A 20778-nucleotide genomic window follows, 5' to 3' on the forward strand; every position below is an offset into this window, starting at 1 on the left:
CACGTCGCTCATCCGGAGGGTTTCCTGGCGGCGATCAGGTCGACGAGGGTGTCGACGAGGTCCTCGGCCGACAGGCCGCCCCACTTCGGGTCGGTGAGCTGGCTGCTCGCCTCCATGCCGGCGATGCCGTTCGCGCTGCTGATGAGCAGGGCGCCGTAGCGCCGGGCGTCGTGCTCGCCGACGAGCTCGGCGACGATCGCCAGGAACTCGATCTGGCTGCGCTGGGCCGCCCGGGCCAGCGCGGCCGGGTCCCCGGGCGGGTTGCTGAACATCAGCTGGTAGAGGTGCGGCTGCGTGCGGGCGAGGCCGATGAGCGCGGTGAGTCCCCCGCGCAGCCTGTCGGCCGGTGACAGCTCCGGGTCGGCCCGGGCGGCGTGGATCCGATCTCCGAGCCGGTCCCAGGCCTGCGTCCCGATCGCGATCAGCAGGCTCTCCTTGTCGGGGAAATGACGGTACGGCGCACCGCGTGTCACCCCGGCCCGCCCGCCCACCGCGCGCAGGGTCACCGCTTCGAGGCCACCGTCGTCGAGCAGCTCGGCAGCCGCGTCGAGGAGGGCCTGACGCGTGGCGGCGGCGGATTCGGCGCGGCTGGTCATGTGCTGATCCTAGCGGTCTCCGATGACAGCGTCACCCGAAACAGTTGACAGCGTCATCTCAGTGCCGGAGACTCCTGAAGATGACAACGTCAACTGAAACGCGGGAACTCGTCATCGTCACCGGAGCTTCCACCGGCATGGGCGCGGCCACCGCGCTCGAGCTGGCCCGGCGCGGCTTCCACGTCCTCGCCGGGGTCCGCCGCGACAGCGACGGCACCGCCCTGCGCGCAGCGGGCATCGAACCGGTCATCCTCGACATCACGAACGCCGACCACATCGCGGCGCTGGCCGCCCGTGTCACCGGCGATCCCGAGGGGCGGCCGCTGCGGGCGCTGGTCAACAACGCCGGCATCCCCGGCGCCGGCCCGGTCGAGGTCACACCGCTCGACCAGTGGCGCCGCATCTTCGAGGTCAACCTCTTCGGGCACGTCGCGACCACGCAGGCCCTGATCCCCGCGCTGGTGCGCAGCCGGGGCCGCATCGTCAACATCAGCTCGGTGAACGGCAAGCTCTCCATGGCCGGCTACGGCCCGTACGCCAGCAGCAAACACGCGATGGAGGCCATGAGCGACGCCCTGCGCACCGAGCTGGCGCCCACCGGTGTCCAGGTGGTGGTCGTCGAACCGGGTGGCGTCAAGACCGAGATGGCCGGACACGGTCTCGCCGGTCTGACCGGGCTCGCCACGGGCATGACACCCGAGCAGAACGCGCGCTACGGCGATCTCGTGCAGGCGCTGCCCTCACACGTCGCCGCATTCACCGAGGCCGGAGTGACAGCCGACGTCGCGGCCCGGACGATCGCCAAGGCCGTGACCGACCGCCGGCCCCGCACCCGCTACACCATCGGCGCGACGGCGGGCTTCCTCATCAGCGCCTCGCGCCTTCTCCCCGACCGCCTGCTCGACCGGATGACCATCTCCGACCTGCGCAAGCACTACCCGGCCGGGAGCCGTGGCTGACCGCCACTCTCGCCGGTCGGTTCCGGCCGGTCGCTCGTGTGCGTCTCGTGACGGACGACGGCGGTGCGGGGCCCTGCCTTCCGCGGACGCGCGGGACGGGGGCGCGCCTCCGCCCGCGGGAAGACGAACCGCTTGAAGGCCCAGAGCCGGAAGACCAGCGCGATCAGCGTTCCCACCACGATGCCGCTGACGAAGTCGGCCATCTCCTGCACCGGGCGGCTCACGTCCGGCACCCGCAACAGGAACACATAGCGGGACGCGGCCAGCGGCAGCACGTTGAGGACGATGCCGATCGCGCTGACACCGAAGAACAACGCGGCCTCGTGATGGCGCTCGCGACCGCCGCGCGTCCGGAACGACCACTCCCGGTTGAGCACGTACGACAGCATCGTGCTGATGATCGTGGCGACGGCCAGCGCGGTCACGGGTTTCTCGTGCAGGACGGTCAGCTTGAGCGCGTAGTTCATGGCGGTGGTCGCCAGGAAGCAGGTCCCGCCGACGACCAGGAACTTCGCCGCCTCGTGATGCCGGCGTACCCGGTCCGTCAGCCACATTCCGGGCACTCTACCGAGACCGGGCAACCGGACCGGTGTCAGCTCCGGGGTGCGGTCAGCAGGTAGTCGTCGGCGTCGGGGCTCCACTTCAGGTCGACGGCACCGCTGGTGGCGGCGGCTTTGCAGAACTGCAGGAAACTGCGGTAGCCGAGCTTCTTCTCGCTGAAGTCGGGTGCTGTCTTGCGTACCTGATTCTTGAGACCCGAGAGGGCCGCGGCGCCGGACGTGCCCGCCAGGTCCGCGACCACGGTGCGGAGCAGGGCGAACGCCGCCTCCCGGTCGCCGTGCTCGGGAAGGGTGACCTCGGGGTCACCCTTCGCGGCGCTGCCGAGGAGCTCGACGACGTTGTTGCCGGCGAGGTGGCGCAGCAGCTCACCGAAGGCGCGGAAGCCGTAGTCCGCCTCGTTGAAGGTGGGGTCCTTGCGGAGCAGCGTGCGCTTCAGCGTCGAGGCGGTCACGGCGCCGCTGGAGCTGCGCTGCAGGCCGGCCACACTCTGGGCCACCAGGGCGGAGAGCGAGTCGAGGTCGCGGGCGGGCACCTCGGCGACCGGCTGCGGCTCGGGCACGACCGGGCGCGGGCGGACGGGCGGGATCTCCACGCCCTCGAGGCGGTCGTAGTAGAGGAACTCGTCGCAGGCCGGCGGCAGCAGCGCGGAGGTCGACTTCTCGACGCCGACCCCGATGACCCGCTTGTTGAGCTCGCGGAGCTTGTGGACCAGCGGCGTGAAGTCGCTGTCGCCGGTGCAGAGCACGAACGTCGAGATGTACGCCCGCTCGAACGCCACCTCGAGCGCGTCGACGACCATCTTGATGTCGGCGGCGTTCTTGCGGGACGCGTTCATGCGCTGCGGGATGTCGATCAGCTCGACGTGCGAGCGGGTCAGCATCCGGCGGTCCTCGTCGAAGTACGACCAGTCGGCGTAGGCCCGGCGCACCACGACCCGTCCCCGCTCGGCGAGCGCGTCGGAGACGGGCCGCATGTCGAAGGACATGCCACCGAGGTGGTCACGGGCGCTGATCGCCAGGTTCTCGTAGTCCAGGAACAGCGCGATGCGTTCTTCGTGATCCACGCGGTCACCCTACGCGCCGGGGACACCGGCGGACCGGTCGTGCATTTCGGGTTCCACCTCCGGGACGGTGAAGCGGCGCAGTGCCGGCGTCGTCACCGCGATCAGCCCGGTGGCGATCACGCTCAGGATGCCGCCGAGGGCGAGGGACGCCGCACCGGAGGTCACCGTCGCGACCAGGCCGGCGCGCAGGTTGCCCAGCTCGGGTCCGGCCGAGCCGACGATGTGTTCCAGCGACGCGACCCTCCCCCGGTAAGCGACCGGCGTGGCCGTCTGCACGACCGTGCCGCGGGAGACGACCGCCCAGGTGTCGGCCGCGCCCGCGACGGCCAGCAGGGACAGGACGATCAGCAGGTGACCGGTCAGGCCGACGAAGCCCAGCGACACCGCCCACACCGTGCCGCAGACCAGCAGGACCGTGCCCGGGTGGCGCCGGCGGGTGGCCAGGCCGGACAGGACGGAGGCCAGCACGCCGCCCACCGCGACGGCCGTGGTGAACAGGCCGAGGATCTCCGGTCGGCCGCCGAACTTCTCGGCGTTGATCAGCGGGAACAGGGCGAACGGCATGGCCAGCATCGTCGCCGCCAGGTCGGCGAGGAAGGCGCCGCGGACCTCCGGCGTACGGGCGGTGAAGCGGAAGCCGTCCACGACCGCCGCCGCGCCGGGACGACCCTCGGCGCTCTCGACACCGCGCGGCAGACCGGCGATGCCGATCAGCGCGAACGCGAAGGTCACCGCGTCGATCACGAAGCACCACGTCGTACCCCACTGGGCGGTGACCAGGCCGGCCGTCGCCGGGCCGAGCAGCATCGCCAGCTGGAACGACAGATGGCTGAGGGCGAGGCCGGCGGCGAGCCGGTCCCCGGTGAGCAGCGCCGGGATGAACGTGCGCTTGGCCGGCCCACCGACCGACGCGAACGCCGAGCCCAGCCCCGCGAGCACCAGCATCAGCGGCACACCGCCGATGTCCGTCGCGGCCACCGCGGCCATGCCCAGACTGACCACGAGCTGCCCGCACGAGCACCGGAACGCCAGCAGGCGGCGGTCGACGTGGTCCATGAAGGCGCTGCCGGCCAGGGCCAGCACGATCATGGGTACGGCGGTGACGAGCCCGACGAGCCCGACCATCGCGGCGCTGCGGGTGTGCTCCCACACGTAGTAGACGACGGCGAAGGCGCCGAGCTGACCGCCGAACCCGGACGCGGTCGTGCCGAGCCAGAGGCGGCGGAACGGGGGGCTCTCCCGCAGCGGGCGCAGGTCCGCCAGGGCGCTCACAGGTTGTCGCGCAGTCGCTGGGCGAACGACCGGGCGGCCAGGGCCTCCCGCACGTCGGCGACGGCCTTCATCAGCGGGTACGCGAGCTCGGCGTCGAGGTCGCGGACGGTCTTCTCCGTCGCCCGCCACTCGGCCTCCAGGAACGGCACCAGGTCCCGCGAGCGGCCGGTCAGCTGAACCTTGCGGGTACGCCCGTCGGTGCCCTCGGCCGGCTCGACAAAACCGGCCTTGCGCATGGCGGTGGCGGTCTGGCTCATCGCGGAGTGGGTCACCTTGCGCGCGTCGGCGAGCTCGCGGATGGTCAGCGGCCCACGCCGGCCGAGGTCAATGAGAGGGCCGACAAAACGCGTCCGGATGCCCTCGAAGCGGGGCTCGGCGTAGAGGCCGGCGATGTCGTTGTCCATGTCGGCGAGCAGCCGGAAGAGCGGGCCGTAGTAACTGCTGTCGAGCAGATCGGGTTCGGTCACGCAGAGAATGTAACAGCGCTTATACAAATTGCCGATTGACTTTCCTTACTTGTGAGTGTGTACTCACATACATGATGCGATCCACGGCCGAGGTCCGGCGCGCCACCGTCCTCCACGAGGCGGTGACGGTCTTTGCCCGCGCGGGCTTCCACGCCACACCGGTGACAGCGGTTGCCGCGGCCGCCGGCATCTCGGAGGCGTACGTGTTCCGGCTCTTCCGGGGCAAGCTCGGGCTCTTCGTCGCCGCGGCGGAGGCCTGTTACGACCGCATCCTGGCCGCCCTGGAGGCGGGCGCCGAGAGCGCCGCCAGCGGGGCCACCGAGGAGGTGCTGCGAGCGATGGGCAGCGCCTACGCCGACCTCATCGCCGACCGTGACCTGCTGCTCTTCCAGGTGCAGGCGCAGAGCGTGACCGACGTCCCCGAGATCCGCGCCGCCGTCCAGGAGGGATACGGCCGGCTCGCGACCTTCGTGCAGGGCCGGTCGGGCGCGAGCGGCCCGCAGCTTCAGCAGTTCTTCGCGTACGGGCAGTTGTGCCACCTGATCGTCACCGCGGACCTCGACGGCATCGACCAGCCGTGGGCGAGCGCACTGACCGCCGGCTTCCGGCACTAGTCACCGGACCGCCCCGCCCGGGGCGGTTTTTCTCTGACCCAAAAAGTGTGTGAGTGCACACTTACAAACTAAGGAGCCATCATGACCGTTGAAGTTGTTCTCCCCGGCAAGTTCCCCCAGGCCCTCGAAGTCCGTGAGCGGGAGATCGGCGAGCCCGCCGCCGGCCAGGCCCGGGTCCGCGTGGACGCCACCGGCATCTCCTACGCCGAGCAGGCGATGCGCCGTGACCTCTACCCCGGGCAGCCCAGCTTCCCGTTCACACCCGGCTACGACTTCGTCGGCACGGTCGAGGCCGTCGGACCCGGCGCGGACGGCACCCTGGTCGGCTCGCGCGTCGCCGCGGTCGTCAAGACCGGCGGGTGGGCCAGCCACGTGCTCATCGACGCCCTCGACCTGGTACGCGTCCCCGCCGCGCTCGACCCGGCCGAGGTCGAGACGGTTGTTGTCAACGGCGTGACCGCGTGGCAGATGCTGCACCGCAGCGCCCGCGTCAGTCCCGGTCAGACAGTCCTGGTGCACGGCGCCAACGGCGGGGTCGGCATGATCCTCGTCCAGCTCGCCCTGCACCACGGTGTCCACGTCATCGGTACGGCGTCACCCCGGCACCACGACGCGCTGCGGGCGCTCGGCGTCACCCCGCTCGACTACAACGACCCCGACCTCGCGGCGCGGGTCCGCGACCTGGCACCCGCCGGCGTCGACGCGGTGTTCGACCCGATCGGCGGCGCGAGCGTGCGAACCTCCTACTCGCTGCTCAGCCGTGGTGGTGTGCTGGTCGCGTACGGGAATGCCTCCGCTCTGGGTGGTAAGCAGCCGATGGAGCTCGTTTTTGTGCGGCTCCTCGCCCGGCTGTTCGTCTGGAACACCCTGCCGAACGGGCACCGGGCGCTGTTCTACAACTTCTGGGCCGGCAAGCTGGTGCGCCGGGCGACCTTCCGCCGGCGGCTGCGGGAGGACCTGACCACGGTGATCGGCCTGCTCGAGAGCGGCGCCGTCGTGCCGGAGATCGCCGCACGGTTCCCCCTCTCCGAGATCACCGCCGCGATGGAGCTGGCCGAGTCGCGCACGGTCCGCGGCAAGGTCATCCTCGAGCCCTGATGTCGGGAAGGGCCCTAGGATGCGGCGATGGGACAGATCGACCTGCGGCGGTTGCGATTGCTGCGGGAGTTGCGGGACCGCGGCACGGTGACCGCGGTCGGCACCGCACTGCACATGACCTCGTCGGCGGTGTCGCAGCAACTCGCGCTGCTGGCCAAGGACGTCGGGGCGCCGCTGCTCGAACCGCACGGGCGCCGGGTCCGCCTCACCGACGCCGCCTGGTTGCTGCTGCGCCACGCCGACCTGCTCTTCGCGCAGCTCGAGGTGGCGCAGACCGAGCTCGACGCGTACGTGTCGGGGGCGGCGGCGACCGTGCGGATGGACTGTTTCGCCACGGCCGTCGGGGCACTCGCGGTCCCGGCGATGCGGCGGCTCGGCGAGGACGCACCCCGGCTGACCGTGCGGATCCGCGAGGCCGACACCGAGGAGGCCCTCGACCGGCTGCTGCGCGACGAGACCGACGTCGTGGTCGGCCTCGACGGTGAGGTCCGCGTGGACGACGCGCGGTTCACCCGGACACCGCTGCTGGTCGACCCGCTCGACCTCGTACTGCCGTCGGGGCATCCGCGGGCGGGCGCCGACGAGTTGCGGCTGGCGGACCTGGCCGGCGAGGAGTGGATCGTGCCGCCCGCCGGCCTGTGCCGCGACATCGCCGTGCGGGAGTGTTCCGCGGCCGGATTCACCCCCCGGACGGCCCACACGGCGGACAGCTACGTCTCGGTCTTCGCCCTGGTCCGCGCGGGCTACGGAGTCGCACTCGTGCCACGGATGGCCGCGCCCGATCGCGAACCGGGTCTCACCGTGCGCGCGCCGCGGGCGCAGCAGCCGAGCCGCCAGGTGTCGCTCTTCGTCCGGCAGGCCGGCGATCAGGCGCCGCACATGCGGCTGGTCGCCGAAGCCCTCTGCGCGACCGCGGACGAGCTGGAGAAAGCTTTCAGTTCTGCTTAACGGTAGTGTCCGCAAAAGCCTGGTGGACGCGGGACGTCCCGCACTCCGAGTATCAGAGCATGAAGACACGCTTCCTGGTTCTGGCGCTGCTCTGGGGCAGCAGCTTCACGTTGATCAAGGAGGCCCTCGCCGGGCTCTCCCCCGCGCAGCTGGTCCTGGCGCGCCTGGTGCTCGGCGCGGCCGTCCTGCTGACCGTCGCCGCCGTGACCCGCGCCGGCCTCCCCCGGGAGCGTGTCGTGTGGGGCCACCTGGCGGCGGCCGCGCTGTTCGGCAACGTGATCCCGTTCCTGCTGCTCTCGTACGGCGAACGCAGCGCGGGCGCGGGCATCGCCGGGGTCCTCGTCGGGGCCACTCCACTGCTGACGCTGACCGTCGCGGCGTTCGCACTGGCCGACGAACGGGCCACACCCCGGAAGCTGACCGGTCTGCTGATCGGCTTCGCCGGGCTCGTGGTGGTCGTCGCCCCGTGGCGGGAGGCGCTCGGCTCGATCGGCGGTGAGGTCGCCTGCTTCGGCGCGGCGGTCAGTTACGCACTCGGCTTCGTCTACGTGCGACGGTTCCTGTCGCCGCGGCACCTGAAGCCGGTCTCGCTCGCGGCCGGTCAGGTGTCGGTGGCGGTGCTCCTGCAGGCGGCCGTGAGCCCGTTCCTGGAGTGGGGGCCGGTCACCGTGACGCCGCGGATCGTGGTCAGCATCGTGCTGCTCGGCGCGTTGAGCACCGGGCTGGCGTACGTGCTCTACTTCCGCCTGATCGACGAGGTCGGCGCGACCACGGCCTCGGCGGTGAACTACGTCGTCCCGATCGCGGCGGTCCTGGTCAGCGCGGTGGTCCTCGGTGAAGCGGTCACCTGGAACGTCATCGCCGGCGGTCTGATCGTCCTGGCCGGCATGGCGTACGCGGAGAACCGCCTGCGTCGTCGCACGCAGGCGGCCTCCGGGCCGTCCCCCGCTCAGTCGCGCGGCAGCAGGTAGGCCTTGCGCGGGTCGATGGTCACCGTGACGTTGGTGCCCTCGGTCAGTAACCGGCCGGGCTCGGGCCCGGCCTCGGTGACGTTCAGCGTGCCGCTGCTCGTCTCGACCTCGTAGTCGACGGTGTCGCCGTGGAAAGTCGCCGACAGCACCGAGCCCGTACCACCCTGGGGGGCGGCCGTGACCCGCATGGTCTCCGGGCGGACCATCAGATAGGCGACCGTCTCCCGCTGACCGATGGCCGGGCTGGCAGCCACCGACACCCGACGGCCCAGGACGGTGACCGTGGCACTGCCGGCGGCCACGCTCTCCAGCGCCACCTCGATGAAGTTGGCCCGGCCGATGAAGTCCGCGACGAAGATCGACGCGGGCCGCAGGTAGATCTCCGCCGGGGTCGCCACCTGCTCCACCCGGCCTTTGTTCATCACGACGACCCGGTCCGACATGGTCATCGCCTCCTCCTGATCGTGGGTGACGTACAGGCTGGTGATCGCCAGGGTCCGCTGGATCCGGCGGATCTCGGCCCGCATCGCGCCGCGCAGCTTGGCGTCGAGGTTGCTCAGCGGCTCGTCGAAGAGCAGCACCCGGGGCTGGACCACCAGCGCCCGGGCGAGCGCGACCCGCTGCTGCTGACCCCCGGAGAGCTCGTGCGGGCTGCGGTCCTGCAGACCGACGAGGTTCATGCTGGTGAGCGCGATCTGCATCGCCGACTCGATGTCCGCCCGGCTGCGGCGTTGCACCTTGAGGCCGTAGGCGATGTTCTGACCGACGGTGAGATGGGGGAAGAGCGCGTAGGACTGGAAGACCATCGCCATCTGCCGTTTCTGCGGCGGTGTCGCGGTGATCGACCGGCCGTCGAGACGCAAACTCCCGGCGGTCCCCGACTCGAAACCCGCGACGATGCGCAGGGTCGTCGTCTTGCCGCAGCCCGACGGACCGAGCAGGGTGATGAACTCGCCGGGCTCGACCGTCAGCGAGACGTCGTCCACCGCGGTGACCGACGAGCCGTGGCTCGTGAAGACGCGGGTGATCGATTCGAGCTCGAGCCGGCCGGCGGGGTGCACTGTGGTCATCGACGGGGCCTCTCCGGTGATTCGGCGATCCGGTGCAACGGGACGTCCCGGCCGACGAGCAACCTGATCAGGCCGAACCCGGCCAGGACGACAACGGTCAGGACGGTGCAGTAGGCGAAGGCGACGCCGTAGCGGCCGGTGTTCGCGGCGCCGAGGATCTGCGAGGTCACGATCCGGGTCTCCGGGGTGACCAGCAGGACGATCGTGGACACCGAGGTCATGCTCCGGGCGAAGCTGTAGCTCAGCCCGGTGAGCAACGCCGAACGGATCAGCGGCAGCGTCACCTGCCGGAACGTGCGCAACGGCGAAGCCCCGAGATTGGTGGCGGCCTCCTCGAGGTGCGGGTCCAGCTGCGAGAGCGCGGCGGTGCCGGTCCGCAAGCCGGCGGGGACACTGCGGGTGACGTAGGCGAGCACGACCACCGCCGCACCACCGGCGAGGGCCCCGCCACCGACCAGACCGGGCAGGACGGGGATGTCGCCGAGGTACCGGTCACCGCGGTACGCCAGGACGTACCCGATCCCGAGGACCGTGCCGGGCACCGCGACACCCAGCGTGCCCGCGAAGTCCAGCCAGCCGCTGCCCCGGCGCAGATGCCGCACCACGAGCCAGGCGATCAGCATGCCCAGCGCACCGGCGATCGGTGTGGCGATGCCCGCCAGCACCGCGGTGTCGATCACCGCCGAGAGGCCCGGACCGGTGACGACCTCGCGCAGATGCGCCAGGGTGAAGCTGTTGTCCACACCCAGGATCTCCGTGAACGCGCCGACGACAACCGTGCCGTAGAGGCTGACGATGACCGCCGCGATGAACAGGGCCACGGCGTAGACGGGCCAGCGGACCCAGCTGCTGATCAGGTGCACACTGCCCGACGGCTTGCCGGTGACGGTCGTGCGGACCTTCCGGCCGAGCCAGTACCGCTGCGACACGTACAGGCCGAGGGCCGGGAACAGCAGGATGAGGCTGTAGACGGCGGCGCCCGTCAGGTCGTACTCGCCGATGACCGCGAGATAGGCGCGGCTGGCGAGGACCGTGTAGTCGCCGCCGAGGGTGAGCGGGTTGGCCAGGTCGGCGATCGCCTCGACGAAGAGCAGCAGGAACGGTCCGACCAGACCGGGCGCGAGCAACGGCAGGATCAGCGTCCGCAGCACGCGCAGCCGCGACGCCCCCATGATCATGGCGGCTTCCTCCATCGCCGGGTCCAGCGCCCGCATCATCGCCACCAGGCCGAGGTAGGCGACCGGGAACAACGACAGGGACAGCACCAGGACCAGACCGTCGAGGCCGTAGATGTCGTACTCGACACCGAACACGCCGTAGCTGATCACGCCGCGGCGGCCGTACAGGACGATGGCGGCCGTGGCCACCGCGAAGGGCGGGCTGACGATCGGGATCATCGCGATGACGTGCAGGGTGCGCTTGAACGGGACGTCGAGACGGGTCTGCACGAAGGCGAACAGCAGGCCGACGGCCGTGCCGAGGGCCCCGACGAGCAGGCCGAGCACCACGGTGTTGCGCAGGATGCCCAGGTCGACCGCGGAGGTGAAGAAGTCCGCGTAACGCGGGAGTGCTTCCGGGGACAGTGCTTTCGCGAGAACCGCGACGATCGGGACGACACTGCCGAGGCCGACGAGGACCAGGCAGAGGACGAGGGCGATCCGGACGCTCGCCTCGCGGCGGCGGGGCGGCGGCTGGGCGGCTTCGGGCGTACGGGCCGGGGCCTGTTCGACGACGTCGAGCATCGGCCGGACCTCCTGACTTGTCGACCACCCGAGCGGGTCCCGTTGCCGCGGGACCCGCTCGGCGCGGAAAGGCCGGGGGACGCTCAGGACTTGGGAGCCTGGGCGATCTGCTGGTCGAACCGCTTGGTGAGCACGGACTTCTGAGCGCCGGCGGCGGCCACGTCGTACTCGATGAGCTTCACCGCCCTGTCGTCGAACGCGTACGGCGAGACGGCGGCGGCCGGGTTGGTGGGTCGCTGGAACGCCTGCACGGTCGGCCCGATCTGCTGCGACTCCGGTGTCAGCGCCCAGTCCACGTACCGTGCCGCGGTCACCGGGTTGCCGGCCCCCTTGATCAGGGCGACTCCCCCGACCTCGTAACCGGTCCCCTCGCTCGGGAAGGTGACCGTCAGGTCCTTGATGCCTTCCTGCTGGAGGGCGACACAGTCGTGGGAGAAGACGACGCCGACGGCGATCTCGCCCCGCGCCACCATCTGACCGGGCGCGGCGCCGGACTTGGTGTACTGCAGGATGTTGGAATGCAGCTGGGCCAGGTAGTCGAAGGCCGGATCGGCGCCACCGTCGAGCTGGACCTGGGTCCAGAGCGCGGCATAAGCGGTGCCCGAGGTCGACGGGTGCGCCATGGCCACGTTGCGGCGCAGCGCCGGTGCGAGCAGGTCCCGCCACGATTTCGGCGCCGCGACACCTTTCTCGGCCAGGATGCGGGTGTTGCTGCAGAAGCCGAGCGCTCCCGCGTAAACCCCGGTCCACGCCCCAGCCACGTCCTTGTAGGCGGCCGGGATCGTGGCCGCGTTCGGTGACACGTAGGGCTCGAGCAGCCCTCTCGACGAGGCCGCGACGTAGCCGTCGGCCGGCCCGCCGTGCCAGACGTCGAACTCGGGGTCGTCCTTGCCCGCCTCGAGCCGGGCGAGAGCCTCCCCGCTGGAGAGCCGGACAAAATCGGCCTTCAGTCCGGTGCTCCGGGTGAATCCCGCGGTCATCGCGGCACACCACTCCTCGGTGGCGCCGCAGGCGACCGTGACCTTGCCGGTGTCGTCGGCGGGATCGGCCGACGAGGCCGCACGGGTGCAACCGGCCGCGACGACCGCGACCAGTGCGGCCGCCAGCAGCGGAGGAACGCGACGGTGGATGCGCTGGACCATCTCTGGTGACCTCCTCGAAACGCCGGTCGTATGCCGGCGAAACAACCTGCGCTGACCGTAGGTCGCCGGGTGTCCTCCCCCGGTGACAGCGCAGTGTTGTTCGGTGACGAAGTTGTCACCTACTCGTCGTCGGCGCCGGGTGCGATGTCCGGCATCAGGTAGCCGACACCGCGCAGCGTGCGCAGATAGCGGGAGCCGTCGACGTCGCCGGAGGCGGTCAGCCGCGCTCTGAGCCGGTACACAGTCGACTTCACGACGTCACGCCCGCCGGCCAGGTTCGTGGTGCCCCAGACCGCCCGCAGCAGGTCCTGCCACGACTGGGCGACCCCGGGGCGGGAGGCGAGATGGCTGAGCAGCTTGAACTCGGTGTAGGGCAGCTCGATGCGGCGCCCGTCCAGGGTGGCGGTCCGCTCCGCGGGGTCGATCCGCAGCCCGCCGACCTGGATCCGGGTCCCGGCGCTGTCGCGGCGCCGCCGGACGAGGGCCTGGGCCCGCAGGGCCACCTCGCGGGGATGGAACGGCTTGGTGACGTAATCGTCCGCGCCGTGTTCCAGCCCGGCGATGACGTCCTCGTGCTGGGCCAGTGCGGTCAGCATCATGATGGGGACCTCGGACCGGGCCCGGATCCACCGGCACAGCGTGAGACCGTCGACGGCCGGCATCAGGATGTCGAGGACCACCAGGTCGGGATCGCGTGTCCGCAGCAGGTGCATCGCGGTGGCGCCGTCGTGCGCGACCAGCGCCGTGAATCCCTGCGTCTCCAGCGCGAACTCCAGGATCGCGGTCATCTGCGGCTCGTCGTCGACGATCAGTGCGGTCGGCGTCACTCGTCCTCCCAGGGCAGCGTGAACAGGAACGTCGTGCCGCGCATGGAGGTCGTGTCGACCATGATCGAACCGCCGTGCAGCTCCACGATGGTCTTGGTGATGACCAGTCCGAGCCCGGTGCCGTCGGCGAGCGGGCGGCCGGTGGCGAACCGCTGGAAGAGGCGGCGGCGCTGATCGCGGTCCATGCCCGCGCCGTCGTCGCTGACATAAACGCAGACGCCGGTGTCGATCGTGGTCACCCGGACGCCGATGTTGCCGCCCACCGTGGTGAAGCGGCTGGCGTTGGAGAGCAGATTGGTGACCGCCTGGGCGAGCAGCATCGGGTCGGCCGGCAGCCGGCGGGTGACCTGCGGTGTGTCCAGGGTGATCCGCTGCTTGCGCTGGGCCGAGAGCGGCCGCATGGCGGTGACGACGTCCCGCACGACCACGGAGACGTCGATGCGCTCCGGCCGGGGCGTGAAGATGCCGGCCTCGATCTTCGCCTGGATCAGCAGGCTCTCGCACAACCCGATGACCTGGGTGCACTGGTGGTCGACGACGGTCAGGAAGCGTTCCTGGGCCGCGGTGAGCGGGCCCGGCGAGCCCTCGAGGAGCAGATCCGCCGAGCCCTTGATCATCGCCAGGGGTGTGCGCAGCTCGTGGCTGAGCGCGGCCACCTGCTCGGCCCGGCGGTCCACGAGCTCGGTCAGGCGAGCCACCTCGGCCCGGCGGGCGACCGCGCCACGCCGCAGGACGCCCAGGGCGACGGCGACCCCACCGGCGAAGGACGCCACGGCGGTCGCCACCGTCCACCGGCCGGTGCCGGCGGCGGCTCCGGTCACGGCGACGACGACCACCGCGGCGGCCCACACCACGACGGTCCGAACTCTGGCCTCCACGCCAGGACACTAACCGCGCGACGCCCGGATGCCGAGAGCGCGCACGACAGCGGTCAGGCCGAGGGACCGACCGGGATGTCGCCGCGCAGGGTGATGCGGTGCATGACACGACGGTCGGTCCCGTAGTCGCGGTTGGCGTAGTGGGAGGTGCTGCGGTTGTCCCACATCGCCACGTCACCGGCGCGCCAGCGGTGCCGGACGATGTGCTCCGGCTTGGTCAGGTGGGCGTAGAGCAGGTCGAGGATCGCGCGGCTCTCGAACTCGGACACCCCCTTGATGTGCGAGGTGAAACCCGGGTTGACGAAGATGCCCTTGCGACCGGTCTCGGGGTGCACGCGGATCACCGGATGCTCCACCGGGTCGAGGCGCGTGACGACCTCGCCGTCCCACTCGTTGCCCTGGCCGTTGCGGCGCTGGGCGAGGTAGTAGCCGAACTCGCGCGTACCGTCGTGGACCGCGGTGAGACCGTCGACGAGCGTGCGCACCGCCGGGGTGAGCGACTCGTAGGCGAGCTGCGCGTCGGCCCAGTTCGTGTCGCCGCCGCTGGGCGGGAGCGTGACCGCGCGCAGGATCGAGCCCAGGGGCGGGCGCCGCACGAACGTGACGTCGGTGTGCCACACGTCGGCAAAACCGTTGTCGGTGCTGTCCAGGGCGTACACCTCGGGGTGGGCGGCGTCGACACCACCGACGACCGGGTGGGACGCGGTGAGCTCGCCGATCCGGCGGCCGAGGCCGACCTGGCCGTCGTCGTCGAGGCTCTGGTCGCGGAAGAAGAGCACCTTGCGGTCGACCAGGGCCGCGCGGACGGCGACGATCTCGTCGTCGGTCGCGGTGGCCAGGTCCACCCCGTGCACGACGGACCCGAAACGCGGGCCGAGTGCCTCCAGGTCGAGCTTCACGAAGGTCGCGGTCACAGCGGAACCCCTTCCGGTACGGTCGCCGCCGCGCGGACGGCGTGGCCGATCTCCGAGCGGAGGGCGGCATAGGCGGGCAGTCCGCGCAGCTCGTCCGGCGCGACGCCGGTGCGCGGCAGATCGATGGGCAGGTCGAGCGCCACCCGGCCGGGCCGGGCGCTGAGCACGACGACCCGGCTCCCGAGGAAGACGGCCTCGTCGACGCTGTGGGTCACGAAGACACACGTACGCCCGGTGTCGGCGCTGACCCGGCGCAGGTCCTCCTGCAGGCGTTCCCGGGTCAGGGCGTCCAGGGCCGCGAACGGCTCGTCGAGCAGCAGCAACGGATTGTCCACCGCGAGGGCCCGGGCGATGGCGACCCGCTGCTGCTGGCCACCGGAGATCTGCCAGGTACGCCGGTGCGCGACGTCGTGCAGGCCCACACTGGCGAGCAGCTCCTCGACGCGGTTGCCCCGGTCGGTGATGCCCGCGTAGCGCAGGGCCAGCTCGACGTTGCCGCCGACGGTCTTCCACGGGAACAGCCGCGGCTGCTGGAAGACCAGCCCGGCGCCACGGCCCGGCACGGGTGCCTCACCGCCGGTCCGGACCGTACCGGTGGTCGGCTGCTCGAAGCCGGCGATGAGCCGCAGCAGGGTGCTCTTGCCGCAGCCGGACGCGCCGACCAGCACGAGGAACTCCCCGGCGGGGACGGTCAGGCTGACCGGCCCCACCGCGGTGACGTCGCCGTACGCGTGCTCGACGCCGTCCAGGACGACGGCCTCAGCTGAGGACATCCGGCAGGCCCTTCACGTAGATGGACTTCTGCACGGTGGCCAGGTCCGGCACCGCGTCGATCTTCTGCTGTCCCTTGAGGAACTCCGACGCGCTCACCAGGTTGTCGGCGAGCTTGCCGACCTTGGCGTCGGTGCCGAGCCACTCGTCCGACGCGAGATCCGCCGGCTCGAGGAACACACCCTGGCTGAGCTGCTTCTGCGCGTCCTCCGGCGAGAGGTTGAGCTCGGCGCCGACAGCCTTGCCGGCGGCGGCCGGGTCGTTCGCGATGACGTCGAGCGCCTGCGCCTCGACCTTGCGCCAGGCGTCGACGGCCTCGGGGTGCGCCTGGATGAACGAGGTCGTCACGACACCGAGGTCCAGCGTGGGCTTGCCGGCGGTGGCCAGCTCCCGGCTGCTGATCAGGACCTTGCCGTTCTTCTTCAGCTCGTCCAGCGACGGCAGCCACGAGTACGCCGCGTCGAGGTCACCGCGGGTCCAGGCGGCCAGGATGTCCTGGGGCTCGAGGTCCACGATGGTCACCTCGGACTCCTTGACACCGGCCCTGTCCAGCGCGGCGAGCAGGCTGTAGTGCGCGGTCGACGCGAACGGCGTGGCGACCTTCTTGCCCTTCAGCCCGGCCACGTCGGTGACCCCGCTGCCGTTCCGCGCGACCAGCGCCTCGTTGTCACCGGCCACGTCCAGGACAAAGGCGACCTGGTACGGGATGTTGAGCGGCGCCGACAGCCCGCGTGCCACCGGGCTGGACCCGATCGCGGCGATGTCGATGCTCTTGGCGAGGAACGCGGTGTTGATGCTCGCGCCCGAGTCGAACTTCGTCCAGGTGATCTTGTAGTCCGGCAGCGCCTTCTCGAGCAGCCCTTGGTTCTTGACGATGAGGTCACCGCTGGGGAACGCCTGGTACGCCAGCCGGATGGACTTCTCCGCGGAGTCCGACCCGCCGCTCGCGGCACCGTTGCCGCAGGCGGCCGTCGTCGCGAGCAGCAGCACGGCGGCGAGAGCGGGGATGATCTTTTTCACGAGGGGTTTCCTTAACTACGGCCCCGCCACGGGATCAGCCTGGTCTCGGCTGTCCGCAGCAGGGCGTCGATGAGCAGGCCGGAAAGGCCGATGGCGAACAGGCCGAGCACGACCACGTCCGTCTGGGAGTACCGCTGGGCATCACGGATGAGCCCGCCGATGCCGGGAACACCGTTGATGGTCTCGGCCGCGACGACCGACGAGTACGCGATGCCGACCGCCAGCCGGATGCCCGTGAAGATCTCCGGCAGGGCGTTCGGCAGCACCACGTCGCGGATCGTCTGCCACCGCCCCGCACCCAGCGCCTGCGCGGCCTCGACCAGCCCGGTCGGCGCCGAGTAGACAGCGGCGGCGGTGGCCACCGCGACCGGCGGCAGCGCGGCGATCGAGAGCAGCCACAGCTTGGGCGTCTCGTCGATGCCGAACCAGATGATGAACAGGCTGAAGTACGCCAGCGGCGGCAGCGCGCGGACGAACGTGACCACCGGCTCGACCACGACCCGGATCCAGCCGACGGTGCCCATCACGACGCCCAGCACCAGACCGCCGGCAACACCGATCGCGCTGCCGATCAGAATGCGCCGCAGGCTCACCCCGAGATGCTCGATCAGCAGGTGGCCGCTGTACCCGCGGACACCGTCGTGAGTGGTCGACGTGACGACCAGCTGATGCCAGACCGCCGACGGCGCCGGGATGAAAGTGGGATTGCGCGTGACCCGCGCCGAGATCTCCCACAGCGCGTAGAGCACCAGCAGGGAGATCAGGCGCAGCACGATGCGGCGCCGGCGGGCATCACGCGGGCTCTGCCCGGGCCGGCCGGCCGCCGGGCCACGCTGGGTAACGGGCGCCGGTGGGGCGAAGACGTCGGTGGTCACCTGCATTTCCTATAGTATTACTAGGCAATAGGCAACACCCGTACCGGCTGATGGACGCCGGAGCTACGTTGTCAGCCGCGTTTGAAGTCCTCGAGCAGATCGGCGACCCGCGTGAGGTCGAGACCCGTTGCGGGTGGCACCGTGAAGCCGTGGCTGACCTCCACCAGTGCGGCCCGGACGGTTCCGACCTCCTCTTCGGTCGCCTCCAGCTCCTCGAGCTCCTCGAGGGAGACGGCACGCAGCCGGGCCGCAAACCCTCGCGCCGTCACGGCGTCCCAGCCGGTGCGGGTGCGCCAGTCCGCGTCGCCGAGATGGTCGAGGGCGACCTCGAGCACCGTCGCCAGAAGGCGAAAACTCTCGGCATCGGCGGTCAGGCGGACGCCCGTGGGTTCCAGACCGATCGCGGTCCGGATGATCGGCACCTTCGCACGGCCGATGAACCGCTCACCGAGCCGGGAACGGATCGCCTGACGCCGCCAGCCCCGGGCGAGCCGCAACGCCGTCATGCCGTCATGGCTCACGACCTCCGTGTCGGCCCCGGCCAGCAGCAGCACGGTGACGACACGCTGCTCGTCACGTTCGACCGCGTGCATGAGTGCCGTCCGTCCGATCCCGTCGGCACCGTCGACGTCCGCACCGGCTTCCAGGAGCACGTCGACCGCGGCGTGGTCACCACGGCGGGCCGCGAGGACGAGTGCCGGCGTACCGTCGGACCGCTTTTGATCGGGGTCGGCGCCGGCTTCGAGCAGGGCGCGCAAAGCCGCCGGTGGGACGGTCGACCCGACGGCCCGGATCAGGACGGGCTCGTCCCCGGGTTCCTCGGCGAGCCCCGCCCGCAGCAGGTCGCGCAGGAGGCCGAGGGCGGCCGGCGCCGGATGGAACTTCGTGGCGGACAGCGCGTCACGGATGGTCATGGCGGCAGGGTGACAGCCGCCGGCGACGCCGGGCAACCCGCCGGTACGCGGACGTCGACGGTTGCGCGGCTCGTCGGCGCGGAAGATCGGGCCGCGCGGTCCGGGGTCGCCACGAAGTGACCGGGTCAGGGAGAATTTTCCGGGGACTTGTCCATCCGGCTCGGTCCCGTTCGTGGTGATGGCGTGCGGCACCGCTGCCGCAGCGGACCATGGACACGACGCCGAGGGAGATCCATCGTGAAGTACTTGATGTTGATCATTGCCGGATCGGCCGACGAGCAGGGTGGCGCGCCCGCCTGCACGGTCGAGGACTGGATGACGTACGACAAGGAGGTCAAGGAGGCCGGGATCTTCGTGTCCGGTGAGTCCCTGGCCGACCTGGTCACGGCCACGACCGTCCGGGTCGGTGCGGACGGCACCCGGACGGTCACCGACGGCCCGTACGCCGAGACGCGGGAGTTGCTCGGCGGCTTCTACGTGATCGACGTGCCGGACCTCGACGTGGCGCTCGACTGGGCCGCGCGCTGCCCGGGCGCCCGGGACGGCGCGATGGTGGTGCGGCCGGTCGCGGACTTCGGGGCCTGAGCGTGCCGGACGAGTGGACCGCCGGCGCCTCCGTGGAGGCGGTGTTCCGGGAGGAACGTGGCCGGTTGCTGGCGGCCCTCGTCCGCCGCTTCGGCGACCTCGACCTGGCCGAGGAGGTCACGTCCGAGGCGATCGAGGCGGCCCTGACGCACTGGCCGGCGCAGGGGGTGCCGCCCGCGCCGGGCGCCTGGCTGATGACCACGGCCCGCCGCCGGGCCGTGGACCGGCTCCGGCGTGATCAGGCGCTGGCCTCCCGGCTGGCCATCCTGCAGGTGGAGGCCGACCGGGCGGGTCCGGTGCCCGCGGTCGAGCCCGGTGACGACCTGCCGGACGAGCGGCTGCAGTTGTTCTTCACCTGTGCGCATCCGGCGCTGGCGGCCGAGGACCGCGGGGCGCTGATCCTGCGTTTCCTGGCCGGTCTGACCACACCGGAGGTCGCGCGGGCGTTCCTGGTGCCGCCGGCCACGATGGCCAAGCGCATCACCCGGGCCAAGACGAAGATCCGCGACGCCCGCATCCCGTTCCGGGTGCCGGGCGCCGACGAGCTCCCCGGGCGGTTGCCGGGGGTCCTGCAGGCGATCTACTCACTCTTCACCGAGGGGTACGCGGCCAGCTCCGGCCCGCACCTGCAACGCCCCCGCCTGGCCGAGGAGGCCATCCGCCTGGCCCGCATCCTGCACCGCCTCCTGAGTGGCGAGCGCGAGACGGCGGGTCTGCTCGCGCTGATGCTGCTCGTTCACGCCCGACGTGACGCGCGGACCGGCCCGGACGGTGCTCCGGTGCTGCTGGACGAGCAGGATCGGAGCCGCTGGGACGCGCCGATGATCGCTGAGGGGTCGGCGCTGGCGGCGGCGTCACTCACCGGCGGCCCGCCCGGCCCGTACGGCGTGCAGGCAGCGATCGCGGCGCTGCACGACGAGGCGCCGCACCTGGACGCCACCGACTGGGAGCAGATCGTCGCGCTCTACGACGTGCTGCTCGCGCTGACACCGTCGCCCGTCGTCGCCCTGAACCGCGCCGCCGCCGTGGCGATGCGTGACGGCCCGGAGGCCGGTCTGGAACTGCTCGACGAGCTGGCGGACGAGCCCGCGTTGCGCGGTCACCACCCGTACCCGGCGGCACGCGCCGACCTGTTGCACCGCCTGGGACGTGACGCCGAGGCGGCCGCGGCCTACCGTGAGGCGCTGGACCTGGCCGGCACCGGCCCGGACCGCGAGCACCTGCGCCGCCGCCTGGACCTGCTCGACCGTCCCCCTGCCTGACTCGACCGGCCCCTGCCCGACTCGACCGGCCACCTGACCGACTCAACCGGCCCCTACCTGACTCGACCGGCCCCTGCCCGACTCGACCGGCCACCTGACCGACTCGACCGGCCACCTGACCGGCTCGGCCGGCCACCTGCCTGAGGAGACCCGTCATGAATCCCTTCCCGGCCCGGGCCGCGCGGCCCTCGCCGTGTCCGTCGGTCTCCGGCACCAACCGGACCTTCGG

22 protein-coding genes are annotated in these 20778 nt (G+C 71.4%); 7 read left to right on the forward strand and 15 right to left on the reverse strand.

From position 1 onward, the window contains the following. Positions 1-8 precede the first annotated feature (8 nt). Entirely contained in the window at positions 9-596 is a 588-nt protein-coding gene (locus AFR_RS24480) for a TetR/AcrR family transcriptional regulator (RefSeq protein ID WP_023363723.1), read from the reverse strand. A gap of 80 nt (positions 597-676) precedes the next feature. Between AFR_RS24480 and AFR_RS24485 the strand changes: the two genes are divergently transcribed. Next, entirely contained in the window at positions 677-1555 is an 879-nt protein-coding gene (locus AFR_RS24485; RefSeq protein ID WP_052359451.1) for an SDR family oxidoreductase, read from the forward strand. On the opposite strand, the gene AFR_RS24490 is transcribed toward AFR_RS24485, so the two are convergent. From AFR_RS24490 to AFR_RS47995, 4 genes are read right to left on the reverse strand one after another with little or no spacing between them, the layout of a single operon-like run. Further along, positions 1531-2109 carry a GtrA family protein gene (locus AFR_RS24490; protein WP_023363725.1) on the reverse strand — a complete coding sequence of 193 codons (579 nt, stop codon included), beginning with the start codon at positions 2107-2109 and terminating at the stop codon, positions 1531-1533. The two genes, AFR_RS24485 and AFR_RS24490, sit on opposite strands and share 25 nt — an antisense overlap. Before the next feature lie 38 nt (positions 2110-2147). After that, positions 2148-3179 carry a PIN domain-containing protein gene (locus tag AFR_RS24495; RefSeq protein ID WP_023363726.1) on the reverse strand — a complete coding sequence of 344 codons (1032 nt, stop codon included), beginning with the start codon at positions 3177-3179 and terminating at the stop codon, positions 2148-2150. Positions 3180-3188: 9 nt separating this feature from the next. Further along, positions 3189-4451 (reverse strand): MFS transporter, encoded by a 1263-nt coding sequence (locus tag AFR_RS24500; RefSeq protein WP_023363727.1) that lies wholly within the window; start codon positions 4449-4451, stop codon positions 3189-3191. Continuing rightward, positions 4448-4918: a MarR family transcriptional regulator gene (locus AFR_RS47995; protein ID WP_023363728.1), complete on the reverse strand. Its 471-nt coding sequence runs from the start codon at positions 4916-4918 to the stop codon at positions 4448-4450. The genes AFR_RS24500 and AFR_RS47995 overlap by 4 nt, the downstream gene beginning before the upstream one ends. Positions 4919-4989: 71 nt before the next feature. Between AFR_RS47995 and AFR_RS24510 the strand changes: the two genes are divergently transcribed. The 4 genes from AFR_RS24510 (at position 4990) to AFR_RS24525 (ending at position 8549) form a co-directional block, all read left to right on the forward strand. Next, the gene (locus AFR_RS24510; protein WP_023363729.1) at positions 4990-5532 is read left to right on the forward strand and encodes a TetR/AcrR family transcriptional regulator; all 543 of its coding nucleotides are present in this window, start codon (positions 4990-4992) and stop codon (positions 5530-5532) included. Between the two features lie 81 nt (positions 5533-5613). After that, positions 5614-6630 carry a medium chain dehydrogenase/reductase family protein gene (locus tag AFR_RS24515; protein ID WP_023363730.1) on the forward strand — a complete coding sequence of 339 codons (1017 nt, stop codon included), beginning with the start codon at positions 5614-5616 and terminating at the stop codon, positions 6628-6630. Between the two features lie 27 nt (positions 6631-6657). After that, positions 6658-7578, forward strand: coding sequence for a LysR family transcriptional regulator (locus tag AFR_RS24520; RefSeq protein ID WP_023363731.1), 921 nt, complete (start codon positions 6658-6660; stop codon positions 7576-7578). A gap of 59 nt (positions 7579-7637) precedes the next feature. Then, a complete protein-coding gene (locus AFR_RS24525; RefSeq protein WP_023363732.1) occupies positions 7638-8549 on the forward strand; it encodes a DMT family transporter in 912 nt (303 codons plus the stop codon). Here AFR_RS24525 and AFR_RS24530 read toward each other — a convergent pair. The 10 genes from AFR_RS24530 to AFR_RS43875 form a co-directional block, all read right to left on the reverse strand. Then, positions 8528-9619 carry an ABC transporter ATP-binding protein gene (locus AFR_RS24530; protein WP_023363733.1) on the reverse strand — a complete coding sequence of 364 codons (1092 nt, stop codon included), beginning with the start codon at positions 9617-9619 and terminating at the stop codon, positions 8528-8530. The two genes, AFR_RS24525 and AFR_RS24530, sit on opposite strands and share 22 nt — an antisense overlap. Then, positions 9616-11361 carry an ABC transporter permease gene (locus tag AFR_RS24535; protein ID WP_023363734.1) on the reverse strand — a complete coding sequence of 582 codons (1746 nt, stop codon included), beginning with the start codon at positions 11359-11361 and terminating at the stop codon, positions 9616-9618. The genes AFR_RS24530 and AFR_RS24535 overlap by 4 nt, the downstream gene beginning before the upstream one ends. An 83-nt stretch (positions 11362-11444) precedes the next feature. After that, positions 11445-12503, reverse strand: a complete 1059-nt coding sequence (locus AFR_RS24540; protein WP_023363735.1) for an ABC transporter substrate-binding protein — start codon at positions 12501-12503, stop codon at positions 11445-11447. Between the two features lie 119 nt (positions 12504-12622). Next, positions 12623-13330 carry a response regulator transcription factor gene (locus AFR_RS24545; RefSeq protein WP_023363736.1) on the reverse strand — a complete coding sequence of 236 codons (708 nt, stop codon included), beginning with the start codon at positions 13328-13330 and terminating at the stop codon, positions 12623-12625. After that, complete coding sequence (locus tag AFR_RS24550; RefSeq protein ID WP_084298122.1) at positions 13327-14208, reverse strand: sensor histidine kinase; 882 nt, start codon at positions 14206-14208, stop codon at positions 13327-13329. The genes AFR_RS24545 and AFR_RS24550 overlap by 4 nt, the downstream gene beginning before the upstream one ends. Positions 14209-14261: 53 nt before the next feature. Next, on the reverse strand, positions 14262-15122 hold the full coding sequence (locus AFR_RS24555; RefSeq protein ID WP_023363738.1) for a TauD/TfdA dioxygenase family protein: 861 nt from the start codon (positions 15120-15122) through the stop codon (positions 14262-14264). Continuing rightward, a complete protein-coding gene (locus AFR_RS24560; RefSeq protein ID WP_023363739.1) occupies positions 15119-15895 on the reverse strand; it encodes an ABC transporter ATP-binding protein in 777 nt (258 codons plus the stop codon). The genes AFR_RS24555 and AFR_RS24560 overlap by 4 nt, the downstream gene beginning before the upstream one ends. After that, on the reverse strand, positions 15882-16913 hold the full coding sequence (locus AFR_RS24565) for a taurine ABC transporter substrate-binding protein (RefSeq protein ID WP_023363740.1): 1032 nt from the start codon (positions 16911-16913) through the stop codon (positions 15882-15884). Before AFR_RS24565 ends, AFR_RS24560 begins: the two co-directional genes overlap by 14 nt. An 11-nt stretch (positions 16914-16924) precedes the next feature. Further along, complete coding sequence (locus AFR_RS24570) at positions 16925-17794, reverse strand: ABC transporter permease (protein WP_023363741.1); 870 nt, start codon at positions 17792-17794, stop codon at positions 16925-16927. Between the two features lie 65 nt (positions 17795-17859). Further along, complete coding sequence (locus AFR_RS43875) at positions 17860-18702, reverse strand: ankyrin repeat domain-containing protein (protein ID WP_023363742.1); 843 nt, start codon at positions 18700-18702, stop codon at positions 17860-17862. Positions 18703-18939: 237 nt separating this feature from the next. On the opposite strand from AFR_RS43875, the gene AFR_RS24580 reads away from it, so the two are divergent. Together AFR_RS24580 and AFR_RS24585 are read left to right on the forward strand one after the other, a co-directional pair. Then, complete coding sequence (locus tag AFR_RS24580; protein WP_023363743.1) at positions 18940-19287, forward strand: YciI family protein; 348 nt, start codon at positions 18940-18942, stop codon at positions 19285-19287. Positions 19288-19289: 2 nt separating this feature from the next. Beyond that, positions 19290-20549, forward strand: a complete 1260-nt coding sequence (locus AFR_RS24585) for an RNA polymerase sigma factor (protein ID WP_023363744.1) — start codon at positions 19290-19292, stop codon at positions 20547-20549. Positions 20550-20778: the final 229 nt, after the last annotated feature.

Origin of the sequence: Amorphoplanes friuliensis DSM 7358 (assembly GCF_000494755.1) — a bacterium.
GTDB classification, from domain to species: domain Bacteria; phylum Actinomycetota; class Actinomycetes; order Mycobacteriales; family Micromonosporaceae; genus Actinoplanes; species Actinoplanes friuliensis.

Coding starts and splice junctions, on each gene's coding strand:
- AFR_RS24480 (WP_023363723.1), bottom strand. CDS start 596: ATGACCAGCCGCGCCGAATCCGCCGCCGCCACGCGTCAGGCCCTCCTC.
- AFR_RS24485 (WP_052359451.1), top strand. CDS start 677: ATGACAACGTCAACTGAAACGCGGGAACTCGTCATCGTCACCGGAGCT.
- AFR_RS24490 (WP_023363725.1), bottom strand. CDS start 2,109: ATGTGGCTGACGGACCGGGTACGCCGGCATCACGAGGCGGCGAAGTTC.
- AFR_RS24510 (WP_023363729.1), top strand. CDS start 4,990: ATGATGCGATCCACGGCCGAGGTCCGGCGCGCCACCGTCCTCCACGAG.
- AFR_RS24515 (WP_023363730.1), top strand. CDS start 5,614: ATGACCGTTGAAGTTGTTCTCCCCGGCAAGTTCCCCCAGGCCCTCGAA.
- AFR_RS24520 (WP_023363731.1), top strand. CDS start 6,658: ATGGGACAGATCGACCTGCGGCGGTTGCGATTGCTGCGGGAGTTGCGG.
- AFR_RS24525 (WP_023363732.1), top strand. CDS start 7,638: ATGAAGACACGCTTCCTGGTTCTGGCGCTGCTCTGGGGCAGCAGCTTC.
- AFR_RS24530 (WP_023363733.1), bottom strand. CDS start 9,619: ATGACCACAGTGCACCCCGCCGGCCGGCTCGAGCTCGAATCGATCACC.
- AFR_RS24535 (WP_023363734.1), bottom strand. CDS start 11,361: ATGCTCGACGTCGTCGAACAGGCCCCGGCCCGTACGCCCGAAGCCGCC.
- AFR_RS24540 (WP_023363735.1), bottom strand. CDS start 12,503: ATGGTCCAGCGCATCCACCGTCGCGTTCCTCCGCTGCTGGCGGCCGCA.
- AFR_RS24560 (WP_023363739.1), bottom strand. CDS start 15,895: ATGTCCTCAGCTGAGGCCGTCGTCCTGGACGGCGTCGAGCACGCGTAC.
- AFR_RS24570 (WP_023363741.1), bottom strand. CDS start 17,794: ATGCAGGTGACCACCGACGTCTTCGCCCCACCGGCGCCCGTTACCCAG.
- AFR_RS43875 (WP_023363742.1), bottom strand. CDS start 18,702: ATGACCATCCGTGACGCGCTGTCCGCCACGAAGTTCCATCCGGCGCCG.